We start from the raw sequence: 12,922 nt of genomic DNA, 5'->3' as shown, positions 1-12,922 counted from the left end.
CATGGCGACCAGAGGGACCGAGAGCTCCGTGGCCGCCGACAACACAGCCGACGCCGAGACCACCGTGGCCGCCGTGACCACCTACCCCACCGCATCGGGCGGCACCGTCATCTCCACCGTCCCCGTCGGTGCCGTGTATGCCGAGGGCTCCACCCTGGACTGGGGAGCGAGCCTGGTCGAGGGCGCGGTCGTCCTGGACGAGAACGTGGTACCCAACGCGCCCTGGTCGGCGGTGGTGGCCAGGGGGCACGTCCTGACGATCGTCGACGTCGGCGGCAACCAGTCGGCCGACTGCCTGCTCTACAACGCCGACGACCCCGAGGAGCGCTACAGCGTCCCCGACACCCTGGCCTGGCAGGGCAACGCCTATGTACGCACCGGCACGGTCCTGCGCAGCAACGAGGGGCGCCCGCTGATGACCGTCGTCGCCAACGAGATCGACCGCCAGGACACCATCGGCGGCGCCTGCGGCAAGGAGTCCAACACCCTGCGCTACGGCCACCATGTGATGTTCCATCACGGCTGCCGCGAGAACTTCCTCGCCGAGGCGGCGCGGCGCGGCCTGGGGGTGCGGGACCTCGTCTCCAACCTCAACTGGTTCATGAACGTGCCCGTCGAGGCGGACGGCGCGCTGGGCATCGTGGACGGCATGTCGGCGCCCGGCCGCCGGGTCGCTGTGCGCGCCGAGACGGACGTCCTGGTGATGGTGTCCAACTGCCCGCAGATGAACAACCCGTGCAACGACTTCAACCCGACCCCGCTACGGATGATCGTCGTGGACCCACGCAGCCAGGCGGGCCCCGCGGACTCCGAGAGCCCCGACGACGCGAGCCCGCGGTCCGGGCAGGACGCGGCCACCCCGGAGGACGCCGCGTGACCCGCCCCGCCACGGTTCTCGTGGCCAACCGCGGTGAGATAGCACGCCGTGTCATCCGCACGGCCCATCGGATGGGCCTGGCCACCGTCGCCGTCTTCTCCGACGCCGACCGGGCCGCCCCGCATGTCCGCGAGGCCGGCCATGCGGTCCGCCTCGGTCCGGCGCCCGCCCGCGACTCGTACCTGCGCGGCGAGGCGATCATCGAGGCAGCGCTCGACCACGGCGCCGAGATCATCCACCCGGGCTACGGATTCCTCTCCGAGAACGCCGCCTTCGCCCGCGCCGTCGAGGAGGCCGGCCTGAGCTTCGCGGGCCCGACCGCCGACCAGATCACGGCCTTCGGCGAGAAGCACACCGCCCGCGCCCTGGCGAAGGCCGCCGGTGTGCCGCTGCTGGCCGGGACGGAACTGCTCGCGAGCGCCGAGGAAGCAGTCACCGCGGCCGAGTCGATCGGGCTGCCCGTGATGGTCAAGGCCACCGGCGGTGGCGGCGGCATCGGCATGCAGGCCTGCGCCACCGCCGACGAGGTCCGCGAGGCCTTCACGCGCGTGGCCGTGCTCGCCGAGTCCCACTTCGGGTCGGCGGGAGTGTTCCTGGAGCGCCTGGTCCGCCCGGCCCGTCATGTCGAGGTTCAGGTCTTCGGCGACGGCACCGGCCGGATCGCCGTCATCGGCGACCGCGACTGTTCGCTTCAGCGCCGCAACCAGAAGGTGATCGAGGAGGCCCCGGCCCCGGCCCTGCCCGACCGTGTCCGCGCGACTCTGCACGACTCCTCGCGCCGTCTGCTCTCATCGGTCGGCTACCGCGGGGCCGGGACCGTGGAGTTCGTATACGACCCGGTGCGTGCGGAGGCCGCCTTCCTGGAGGTCAACACCCGGCTCCAGGTCGAGCACCCGGTGACCGAGGAGGCGTACGGCGTCGACCTCGTCGAGCTCATGCTCGCCCTGGCCCTCGACGGCCGGGTCGACGACGCGGTGTTCGCGAGCCAGTGGACGCCCACCGGACATGCCGTGCAGGCCAGGGTGTACGCCGAGGACCCCGGCAAGGACTCGTTGCCGTCCTCGGGCCTCATCACCCGGGCGGTGTTTCCAGGCCAGGGCACCGGCGAGATGCACGGTGTCCGGGTCGACGGTTTCGCCGAGACCGGCCAGGAGATCTCGCCGTACTACGACCCCATGCTCGCCAAGGTGATCGCGCACGGTGCCACCCGCGACGCCGCCTTCGACCTGCTCGGCGAGGCCTTGGCCGGGAGCCGGGTCGACGGCATCGTCACCAACCTGGGTCTGCTGCGCTCGCTGGCCGTGCGGGGCGAGGTGCGCGACGCCGCGCACAGCACCAGCACCCTCGCCACGACCACCGACCCCGAGCCGCGCATCGACGTCCTGGTGCCGGGAGCGATGACCACCGTCCAGGACCTGCCCGGCCGGCTCGGCTACTGGCATGTGGGCGTGCCCCCGAGCGGCCCCTTCGACCCCGTCTCCTTCGCCGAGGCGAACCTGGCCGTCGGCAACCAGGCCGAGGCGCCCGCACTTGAGGTCACCATGGGCGGCCTGACCCTGCGCTTCTCCGCCGCGACCGTGGTCGCCGTCACCGGTGCCCCCGTCCCGGTCACCGTGGACGGAAGGGCGGCGGACCTGTGGGAGCCCGTACCGGTCCCGGCCGGCGCCACCCTGGTCCTCGGCGCCGCACCGGGGCCCGGCCTGCGCAGCTACGTGGCCGTCCGCGGCGGCATCGACGTGCCCGAATACCTGGGCAGCGCCTCGACGTTCACCCTCGGAGGCTTCGGCGGGCACGGCGGCCGGGCGCTGCTTGCCGCAGACGTGCTGCGGCTCGCGGCCTCCAAAGCGACGGCCGGTGGGCCGACCTCGCCCGAGCGCCGCCCCGCGATCACCTCGCACTGGCGGATCGGAGTCACCGAAGGGCCGCACGCGGCGCCGGAGTTCTTCACCCGCGAGGACATCGACACCCTCTACGCCACCGACTACAAGGTGCACCACAACTCGGCCCGCACCGGCATCCGCCTCGTCGGCCCCAAACCGCGCTGGGCCCGACAGGACGGCGGCGAGGCCGGACTGCACCCCTCCAACATCCACGACACGCCGTACGCGGTGGGCGCCCTGGACTTCACCGGCGACACCCCGATCATCCTCGGCCCCGACGGGCCGTCGCTCGGCGGGTTCGTGTGCCCCGCGGTGGTCGCCAGCGGCGACCTGTGGAAGCTCGGCCAGCTCCGCCCCGGCGACACCGTACGGTTCGTGCCGGTCAAGGAGGCCGAGGCGGCCGCCCTCGACGCCCGCCGCGCCTCACCCGCGCTGATCAGCACGGGCGGAGACGGCGACGACGGCATACTGGGCCGCCTGGAATCCACCGACACCCGCCCCTCGGTCACCTACCGCCGGGACGGCGACGACAACGTCCTCGTCGAGTACGGCCCCATGGCGCTCGACCTCGGCCTGCGGATGCGCGTGCACGCCCTGCAGGAGACCCTGGCCGCGCACACGCCGGGCGGCATCGTCGACGTCACCCCGGGCATCCGGTCACTGCAGATCCACACCGACGCCCGCCGCCTGAAGGCCCGTGACCTCACCGCCTTGCTGCGCGAACTGGAGGACGAGGTCCCGCCCACCAACGAACTGGTGGTTCCGTCCCGCACGGTGCGGCTGCCGCTCAGCTGGGACGATCCGGCGACCCGTCTCGCCATCGAGCGGTACATGGCCGGGGTGCGCGACGACGCCCCGTGGTGCCCCTGGAACATCGAGTTCATTCGCCGCGTCAACGGCCTGGAGACCGCAGACGACGTCTACCGCACGGTGTTCGACGCCTCCTACCTCGTACTCGGCCTCGGTGACGTCTACCTCGGCGCCCCCGTGGCCACCCCGCTCGACCCGCGGCACCGCCTGGTGACCACCAAGTACAACCCCGCCCGCACCTGGACCGCGGAGAACTCCGTCGGCATCGGCGGTGCCTACCTGTGCATCTACGGCATGGAAGGTCCCGGCGGCTACCAGTTCGTCGGCCGTACCGTGCAGATCTGGAACCGTTTCCGCAGGGGCGGTCTGTTCCAGGACTCCCCGTGGGCCCTGCGCTTCTTCGACCGCATCGAGTGGTACCCCGTCACCGCCGAGGAACTCCTGGAACTACGTGCCGAGACCGACGCCGGCCGAGGCCCCTTCGACACTCAGGAGGGCACCTTCTCGATCGCCGAGTACAACACCTTCCTGGCCGCCAACGCCGACTCGATCGCCGCCTTCCGCAAGCAGCAGAGCGCCGCGTTCGAGGCGGAGAAGGAACGCTGGCGGGCCGCCGGCGAGTTCGACCGGGACGACGACCCCGAACCCCCGGCCGCCGACGCCGTCACCGTCCCGGACGGCGCGGTCCCGGTCACCGCGCCGTTCACCGCCACCGTCTGGCAGACCGTGGCGCAGCCGGGTACCACTGTCGCCGAGGGCGACCCGATCCTCTCGCTGGAGGCGATGAAAATGGAGTCCAAAGTGAGCGCCCCCGTCGCCGGGACACTTCTGGAGATCTACGTCAGGCCCGGTGAACAGGTCGCCCCCGGCCAGGTCCTCGCGGCGGTCCGGGCATGAGCGCCATGACACCGGCCGAGCGCGTCGAGGCCGCCTACGACCGCATCGAGTCCGCCGATCGGCCCGAGATCTGGATCCATCTCAGGCCCCGCCACGAGGTGCTCGCCGAGGCGGCCGGTATCGATCCGAAGCTGCCGCTGGCCGGCCTGGTCGCAGCCGTCAAGGACAACATCGACGTGGTCGGCCTGCCCACGACCGCCGGCGCGCCGTCCTACGCCTACCGGCCGGACGCCGACGCACCCGCGGTGGCACGGCTGCGCGCGGCCGGCGCGGTGGTGCTCGGGAAGACCAACCTGGACCAGTTCGCCACGGGCCTGGTCGGCACCCGCAGCCCCTACGGTGCGGTCCGCAACGCCTGGGACCCGACCCGCATTTCCGGCGGGTCGTCCGCCGGCTCCGCCGTCGCGGTCGCGCTGGGCATCGCCGACATCGCCCTCGGCACCGACACGGCCGGCTCCGGGCGGGTGCCCGCCGCCCTCAACGGCATCGTCGGCGTCAAGCCCACCAAGGGCCTGGTGCCCGTGACCGGGGTGGTCCCCGCCTGTTACACCCTCGACTGCGTGACCGTCTTCGCCCGCGACCTGCGGCTCGCCCGCACCGCCGCGGAGATCGTCGAGGGCCCCGACCCGTCCGACCCGCTCTCCCGCACCGGCACCCAACTCCCGCCGCCGGCCGCGCGCCCCAGGGTCGCCGTCCCGACCGAAGAGAACCTGGAGGGCATGGCCGACGGCTGGCGCATGGCCTTCGGCGCCGCGGTCGCCCGCCTGGCGAGCACCGGGGTGGAGATCGTCGAGGCCGACGTCACCCCGCTGCTGGAGGCCGCGCAACTGCTGTACGGCGGCGCGTTCGTGGCCGAGCGGTACGCCGCCGTGGGCGAGCACATCGAGAAGCACCGCGACCTGATCGGCACGGACCTCGACCCCACCGTCGCCTCCATCGTGCTGGCCGGCCGGACCAAGACGGCCGCCGACTGGGCCGCCGACACCGCCCGGCTCGCCGCCCTCGGCGCCGCCGCGCGCATGGCCCTCGACGGCTGCGAGGCGCTCCTCACCCCGACCACCACCTGGCACCCCACTCTCGACGAGGTGGCGGCAGACCCGGTCGGCGCCAACGCCCGGATGGGCCGCTTCACCAACTTCGCCAACCTCCTGGACTACGCCTCGCTCGCCGTCCCCGCCGGCTTCGTGGACGGCCTGCCCTTCGGCGTGATGCTCACCGGCCCGGCCTTCTCCGACCGAGCCCTGGCCGGCTTGGCCGAGCGCCTCACCAACCATGGGCTCGACCTGTTCGTGGTCGGCGCCCACCTCACCGGACAGCCGCTCAACGCGCAACTGGTCCAGGCGGGCGGCACGTTGGTGGGCCCGGCGCGCACTGCCGCCACCTACCGGCTTCACGCGTTGACCACCGAGCCGCCCAAGCCGGGCCTGGTCCGGGATACCGGGGATGGGGAGGGCACGGGAGCGGGAACACATGGTGGCCCGAGGGCAGAAGGCCGCTCGGGCATCGAGGGCGAGATCTGGCGACTGCCGGCCGCGGGGTTCGGGGAGCTGATCGCCGCCGTTCCCGCGCCGATGACCATCGGCACCGTCGAACTGGCCGACGGACGSCAGATCAGCGGCTTCCTGGTGGAGCCGTACGCCGTCGAGGACGCGCCCGACATCACACGGTTCGGCGGCTGGCGGGCCTATCTGGCGTCCGCGTGACCGGGGCGGCATCGGCGGGCAGCCGGTGCCGGCCACGGCCGGGAGCCCGCCGCCGAACCGGCAGGATGGGAGCATGACGACGACGCGGCCCCGCCAAGGCAGACCCCGGCACACGGCGCAGTCCGATCCCCACACCTCTGCCCGCGACCAGATCCTCGACGCCGCCGGGGCGCTCTTCGTGGCACACGGGATCGCCGCCACCAGCACCCGCATGATCGCCGAGCGGGTGGGCATCAGGCAGGCCTCGCTGTACTACCACTTCACCACCAAGGACGAGATTCTCGCCGAGCTGCTGGCCACCTCGGTCCGGCCGAGCCTGGAGATGGTGGAGCGGATCCAGGCATGGGTGCCCGAGCGCGTGAGTGCGGCCGCGGCACTGTACGCGGTGGCCGCAACCGACGTACGCACCCTGTCCCGCACCCCCTACAACATCGGCACGCTCTACCTCCTGCCGGAAGTGCTGGCCGAGCGATTCGACTCCTTCCGCGCCGACCGGGGCCAACTGCAGGAGAGCTACGGGTCTCTCGGCGCTGCGGCGGCGTCCGAGGGCGTCGCCCGCAGCCTGCCGCCCGAGCGCATCGGGGAACTGCTGATCCAGCTGGTGGAGGTCGTCATCCAGATACGGCGTTCCCGTGAGCCGGAAGCGGCCGACACGGAAGCCATCGCGTCGTCGTGCCTACGGCTTTGCGGGCTCGACGAGCCGGTGGTGACCGCCGCCAGGGACGAGGCACGAATCCTGCTGAGCCGCCTGGCATGACCGACGGCTCTCAGGGGTGCGGCCTTCAGCCTCGTTGCCGTGGCAGGTGTGCGGTCATGCCGGAGGTGTTGTCCGATAGGGCCCCCAGGACGCTTTGRGCCGCTGCATCGCCGTCAGGCGGAAGGCGAAATAGATCGCGGCGGCCGCGGCAACGGCGCTCAGGAGGTCGGCTGCCAGGTACTGCACGACGGCGCTGCGGATCTGSCGATGCGTTTCGGCGTTGTCGTAGCGCGAGCCGGCGTATCGGCCGAACAGGTTGCTGGAGACGAACAGCGCCCACCACAGGTTCACCGGCCAGATCGACGTCCGCGACGGCACACCGTCATCCGGCAGCGGCGTGCTCGCCGTCCACATGTCGACGGCGATGCGGTACGGCATCCAGAGGTTCACCAGCGGGATCAGCCAAGCCCCGATGGCCCAGCCGGGCGAGTTGCGGAACCGGTCGGGTGCGAGCAGCCCTGTGGTGCGACGCATCTGGAGGAACCAGGCGACGAAGAGGACGGCGCAGGCCAGGTACGTCGTGACCTGGAGGGTCCCGGCCGTTTCGTACAGCGAGTAGGCCCCGGCCAGTTCCTGCTGGGGTGCGGCGGTACGGCCGTCGTCCGAGCCGGTCAGCATGTGGATGCGGACTCCGACGAACACGGCGAACAGATCGCTCAGGGCGACCGTGGCGAGCAGCGCTGCAACGGTGGCCACGAGGCCGCGCGAGGCGAGGGGCACCCTGCCGGGCAGGGAGGGTCTCGGGCGCAGATCGCTGGATGCGGACATGACGGTGGCCCCCCACGGGCGGAGAAACGAGGAATGGCCCGCGGAAGAACGCGTGCTGAGGCACCGTAAGCCGAACCTGGTCGTCCCGTCCATGACATTCCGCCAGCAGGTCCAGAGGGTGACCTGCAGGAAGTGGCCGACGAGGATTCCCCCCACGAACTCCGCCGCAGCGCTGTCACAACCGGGGCGGTCGTCTGGTCCTTGCTGTGGACAGTCCCTGTTTGGAGGAAACGATGAGCGCTGAGCACGCACACCTGCCCCCGGGCGTCGAGGTGATCACGACCCTGTCGGACGCGGCGGCCCGGATCCCGGCCGGCGCCGAGGCCAGGACCATCCGGGTCACCCTGGCGCCCGGTGACCCCGGCGCGCCGCCGCACCGGCACCCCGGGCCGCTCTTCGGCTATGTGACCCAGGGCGAGATCCTCTTCGAGCTCGAGGGGCAGCAGCCCCGGGTGCTCAAGGCAGGTGACGCCCTGTTCGAGCCCGGTGGTGACGTGATCCACTACCAGGGAGCCAACAACCTCCCGGACGCGCAGTCACAGCTGGTGGTGACCATGTTCGCGCCGCCCGGTACCCCGGTTCTGACCGTGGTCGGCGCGCAGGAGCTGGCCGAACGGCGACACCTGCGCGCCACTCAGCCGTGACGGGAACCCGGATTCCGGATCACTCGGCCTGATTTCCAGGTGTGCCCGGTGCGGGGTCCTCGACAACGGTCCCCTCCACCGGGGACAGCCCCTGGAACAGGGGGACTTGGAGCAGACAGGCAGCCCGAGCCCCTGGTTCGCGTCGGGCTCAGCGCACGCGAGCACCACGCCCAGCACCAACCAGCTGATGGCCACCACCGCGACAGTGGCGGCCATGGTCACGCCTGGACGGTGGGGCGGACGTTGATCTCGCCGATCTCGACGTCGTCGGGCTGCTCGATGGCGAAGGCCACGGCGCGGGCAACCGCCGCCGGATCGATACCCACCGCGTCCATGTTCTTGCGGATCTGCTGACGGATGTGCGGGTCCGACATCGAGTCGGCGAGGTCGGTGCGGACGTATCCCGGCGAGATGGCCGTCGTGCGCACCACCCCGTCGGTGGACTCCGTGCGCAGCCCCTCGTGGACCGTGCGCACCGCGTTCTTGGTCGCGGCGTAGACAGCCATCGAGGGGGAGACGGACAGCCCGGCCACGGAGACGATGCTCACCAGGTGGCCGGACCCCTGCTCGCGAAAGACCGGCAGCGTGGCGGCGACGCCGTTGAGCATGCCGCGAAGGTTGACGTCGATCATGGCCGACCAGCTTTCGGTGTCGAGGTCGGACAGCGGGCTGATCGGGGCGATGCCGGCGTTGTTCACCAGTACGTCGACACGGCCGTACTGCTCGATCGTGATGGAGACCAGGCGCCGCAGGTCCTCGGCCTTGGTGACGTCGACGACGCACGTGGCAGCACGGCCTCCCTCCTTCTGGATGTCCTGCGCTATGGCGTCGATGCGTTCGCGGCGGCGCGCCGCGAGGACGACGGTGGCGCCGCGCCCGGCGAGCAGACGGGCCGTCGCTTCGCCGATGCCGCCACTCGCTCCGGTGATGGCGACGATCTTGCCGTGAAGAGAGAGCATGGCTGCCTCCAAGTAAAGTGGACACGTGTCCGCGTACTCGTTCCAGCTTACCGGACACGTGTCCACTTGTTGGGGCGGAACATCAGGAGAGGCCCATGAGCACGTCGGCACGCCGTCAGGACGCGATGGAGAACCGGACCCGCATCGTGGAGGCCGCCCGGGCAGCCCTGGCCGAGTCGCACCACGTCCATCTCAACGAGATCGCCAAGCGCGCGGGTGTAGGCCAGGGCACGCTGTACCGGAACTTTCCCAACCGCGAAGCGCTCCTCGCCGAGGTGTACCGGCGTGACGTCGAAGAACTCGTGACCGCCGCTTCCACTCTGCTCGCGGAACACGAGCCCGTGGCGGCCCTGCGTCACTGGCTCGACCGGCTGATCGACTACGCCGAGATCAAGCGCGGCGTCCTGGCAGCGCTGGAGCCCGCGGCATGGCAGGACCTTGTCGCCCACAGCCACAACCCCATCGAAGGCGCTCTCGGTGAGTTGCTGGACGCCGGGCAGGCGGACGGTTCCCTCCGCACGGACGTGAACGCCCATGGGGTCCTCATGCTCGTCGCGTACCTCAGTCGCCTGGACCGGGATGAATGGCAGTCAACGGCCCGGCCGTTGATGAACGTCATCCTCGACGGCCTTCACCGACAGGAAGCGGACCGGTGAGAGCCGGGGGACCGGGTCACTCCTCCGAGTGGCGCTCGTGGCCTCTGCCGGAAGAATCGGAGGTGGGACCCATAGCTTGTCGGGGGCGCCCGGACGGGCCAGGGGAGGGGGTTTCGGCGCGTGAGGGGAGCATGTCGTGCCGGGAGGACGGCGGCACACGGTAGGTGATGACGGCCWGGCCGTCGCGCTCGTCGACCCGGCGGGCCGTATCGGTCTGTGGAGTTCCGAAGCGCAGACGTTGACCGGGCACCCAGCCTCCGAGATCGTCGGTTGTGACCTGTCCGTACTTGCCGACCGCCCCACCAGCCACGGACGGGCGCTCGTCGCCGAGTTGGTCCGGGCCGGCGGTGGAGTCCGCACGGACTGGCTGCGCTGCTTCGATGGCAGCAGCCGCAGCATCCGGTGGCGTGTCGTGCCTGTACCGCTCGCAGCCGGTACAGGTCTGCTCGCCGTAGCCGGCCGCGGCGACCAGCAGATCGACTGGTGCGATCCTGCGGCGGCCGACCTTCTCCTGCATTCCTCACCGATCGGCCTGGCCGTCCTGGACAAGGACCTGCGCTACCGCTTCATCAACGACGCCCTCGCGCGTCTCAACGGCCTGCCCGTCGCCGCGCACCTGGGCCGCCGCATCCTGGACGTCCTCGATCTCCCCGACCCGCGGACGTACGAAGCGATGCTGCGACGTGTCACCGACGGTGGCGAGACGATCGACAACCTGCACGTGGCCGCGATCAGGCCCGATGGCACACCGTACGCGGCGGTGGGAACCCTCTTCCCCCTGCGGGATGCCGATGGCCGCATCGTGGGGCAGGCCGGCGTCGTGCACGACCTGGGTGGCACGAGGGCGGAGTTGCTGGACACCGCGCGAAACCAGCGGCGGCTGGAGTTGCTCACCCGGATCAGTGCCGCCCTCAGCCAGGGGCTGGACGTGGCGAGCGTGGCGTCGAGGCTCTCAGCGGTCTGTACCCCGGCGTTCGCCTCGACCGTCACTGTCGACCTCCTGGAAGGCGCGGTGCAGCGGGCTCCGGACTCCCGGACGAGCACGGCGGCGGAGGGGCGCGGCACCGGCTGCCCTGACGGGGCTCCCAGAGCGCGGGTCTACCCGCTGAGCGTCGCCGTGGGCAGCGGCCCTGCTGCTCCGGAAGGGGATCTGCCGCAGGCCCGGGAGGCGTCGATCCCGGTCAGTGAGTGCATCCGCTCGGCCGATGTGGTGGCCTTCCACGTGGGCGAGGCGCGCGAGCAGCAGCACGGCATTGCTCTGCCGTTGCCGGCTGCCGGACTTGTTCTGGGAGCGATCACCTTCTCCCGACCCGGCGGCTTCGATGCCGACGACGTGCTCACCATGCGCGACATCGCCGCTCGCGCCGCCATGGCGATCGACAACGCCCTGCTCTACCGGCGGGAAAGACTGGCCACACTGGCCCTCCAGCGCCACCTGCTGCCCGCACGCCTGCCGGACATCCCCTGGGCCAAGTCGGCATACCGCTACCTCCCCGCCCAGGACGGGACCCTGGCCGGCGGTGACTGGTACGACGTCATGCGACTGCCCGGCGGGCGCATCGGACTGACCGTCGGTGACGTCATGGGGCACGGACTGGGTGCGGCTGCGGCCATGGGCCGATACCGCTCTTCCGCTCGCGCACTGCTGGCCGTGGGCCTGGAACCCGGTCAGCTCCTCACCCGCCTGGACGGACTGAAGGACGACGCCGACAACGACCTGCCTGCCACCTGCGTCTGCGCCGTCTATGACGGGGCCGGCGGAGACCTCCGGGTCGCGCTGGCCGGCCACCCACCGCCCCTGCTGGTCCGGCCGGACGGGTCGGCGGACACACTGGCGGCCGACCCCGGGCCGCCCGTGGGCATGGGGCTTGATCACGTGTACGAGAGCGCCCACTGCGTCGTCCCGTCGGGCAGCCTGCTCGTCCTCTACACCGACGGGATGATCGAGGACCGCAGCACGTTCCTGGACCTCGACCAGGGGATCACCATGCTCCGCCGCGCGGTTCACCACACCGAGACACCCCTGGWCGAGGTCTGCGACGCCCTCGTCGCCGTACGCCCCGCCAACTCGGCGGACGACGCCACCGTGGTCGTCACCCGACTGACCCGCCTCCAGCCCGCGCCGGTGGCCGACCACGATTCTCAAATCACCGGCTAGCGTGCGAAGTCACAGGGGACGCCGGCCTGGAGACGCGGGGTGACATCAACGGGTCCTGCACCGCCGACCCCATCCCGGGGACGCCACCCGAGTTCATCGGCCGTCACATCCCGAACAGCGACTGGGCGTTCGAGATGACCGAGTATCCCTCGACCAGGGGCGACGGCGCCGTTGTCAGTCGCTGGACGGAAGGCTTCAACCACTGCACCAAGTGTGAGGTCAGGTTCACCGCGGACGCCGGCGGCAACCACTGCATGGCCTCCGGCCAACATGCCGCCGGCCCGCCTACCAACTGCCCACCAGCTGGGGCCCGTCGGAGCACTTCAGGTCCGGCTGGAAGGTGTGCACCTACAGCAACGCGGCCAACCTCACCCTCGACCTGGGCCGCGTCGAGGACTGCATCGCTCTGCTCGACTCCCTGCTGGCCGAACCGGACGTCGCCGCCGGAGAGTTGGACGACCGGCTCGTCGCGCAGCTGCGGCTGACCCGTGCCCGCGCCCTGCACGCGGGGGAGGACCTCAAGGCCGCAACGGCCGATTTCGTCGCCCTCGCCGCCGAGTCGGCCGGATGGGACGACGACCCGGGAAGCCATGTCATGATCGCTGCGGAGACGGCTGTACTCCTCGGTGAGTCCGGCGAGTTCGGCCGGGCCCGCGAGGCCGCGGGCCAGGCACTCGCTGCCCACGCCCGAGCCCCGAGTTTCGAGCAGCTCAGCAACTGCCTGCGTGAACTCGCCCGCCTCCAGGCCCAGCAGCAAGGCCAGGAAAGCCTGGCCGACGCCCTCTCCTTCCTCGCCGACCCTTCCTCGCCGAC

Annotated in this window: 9 protein-coding genes and 1 pseudogene; 8 read left to right on the top strand and 2 right to left on the bottom strand. The window is 71.4% G+C overall.

All coding sequences use genetic code 11. The features are described from left to right. The first annotated feature begins 1 nt into the window (after window position 1). The 4 genes from EAO75_RS17785 (at window position 2) to EAO75_RS17770 (ending at window position 6,924) form a co-directional block, all read left to right on the top strand. Window positions 2-877: an urea amidolyase associated protein UAAP2 gene (locus EAO75_RS17785; protein WP_315987135.1), complete on the top strand. Its 876-nt coding sequence runs from the start codon at window positions 2-4 to the stop codon at window positions 875-877. After that, entirely contained in the window at window positions 874-4,464 is a 3,591-nt protein-coding gene (gene uca, locus EAO75_RS17780) for an urea carboxylase (protein WP_147996067.1), read from the top strand. The genes EAO75_RS17785 and uca overlap by 4 nt, the downstream gene beginning before the upstream one ends. Before the next feature lie 5 nt (window positions 4,465-4,469). Beyond that, window positions 4,470-6,167, top strand: coding sequence for an allophanate hydrolase (atzF, locus tag EAO75_RS17775; RefSeq protein WP_147996169.1), 1,698 nt, complete (start codon window positions 4,470-4,472; stop codon window positions 6,165-6,167). Window positions 6,168-6,240: 73 nt separating this feature from the next. After that, window positions 6,241-6,924 (top strand): TetR/AcrR family transcriptional regulator, encoded by a 684-nt coding sequence (locus tag EAO75_RS17770; RefSeq protein ID WP_147996066.1) that lies wholly within the window; start codon window positions 6,241-6,243, stop codon window positions 6,922-6,924. Window positions 6,925-6,978: 54 nt separating this feature from the next. On the opposite strand, the gene EAO75_RS17765 is transcribed toward EAO75_RS17770, so the two are convergent. Further along, complete coding sequence (locus EAO75_RS17765) at window positions 6,979-7,692, bottom strand: DUF4328 domain-containing protein (protein ID WP_147996065.1); 714 nt, start codon at window positions 7,690-7,692, stop codon at window positions 6,979-6,981. A 233-nt stretch (window positions 7,693-7,925) separates the two neighbouring features. On the opposite strand from EAO75_RS17765, the gene EAO75_RS17760 reads away from it, so the two are divergent. Next, window positions 7,926-8,336 carry a cupin domain-containing protein gene (locus EAO75_RS17760; RefSeq protein ID WP_147996064.1) on the top strand — a complete coding sequence of 137 codons (411 nt, stop codon included), beginning with the start codon at window positions 7,926-7,928 and terminating at the stop codon, window positions 8,334-8,336. 218 nt (window positions 8,337-8,554) lie between these two features. Here the strand turns inward: EAO75_RS17760 and EAO75_RS17755 are convergent, their stop codons facing one another. Further along, window positions 8,555-9,295: an SDR family oxidoreductase gene (locus EAO75_RS17755; protein WP_147996063.1), complete on the bottom strand. Its 741-nt coding sequence runs from the start codon at window positions 9,293-9,295 to the stop codon at window positions 8,555-8,557. Window positions 9,296-9,390: 95 nt separating this feature from the next. On the opposite strand from EAO75_RS17755, the gene EAO75_RS17750 reads away from it, so the two are divergent. The 3 genes and pseudogenes from EAO75_RS17750 to EAO75_RS17740 form a co-directional block, all read left to right on the top strand. Next, window positions 9,391-9,951, top strand: coding sequence for a TetR/AcrR family transcriptional regulator (locus EAO75_RS17750; protein ID WP_147996062.1), 561 nt, complete (start codon window positions 9,391-9,393; stop codon window positions 9,949-9,951). 136 nt (window positions 9,952-10,087) lie between these two features. After that, a complete protein-coding gene (locus EAO75_RS17745) occupies window positions 10,088-12,109 on the top strand; it encodes a SpoIIE family protein phosphatase (protein ID WP_147996061.1) in 2,022 nt (673 codons plus the stop codon). Window positions 12,110-12,452: 343 nt separating this feature from the next. Further along, window positions 12,453-12,922 (top strand): annotated as a pseudogene (locus EAO75_RS17740) (hypothetical protein); the annotation flags it as partial.

Source organism: Streptomyces sp. UW30 (assembly GCF_008042075.1).
In the GTDB taxonomy this organism is placed as follows: Bacteria; Actinomycetota; Actinomycetes; order Streptomycetales; family Streptomycetaceae; genus Streptomyces.
The sequence above is the reverse complement of the archived record's forward strand: the minus strand, read 5'-3'. Positions and strand labels throughout refer to the sequence as shown.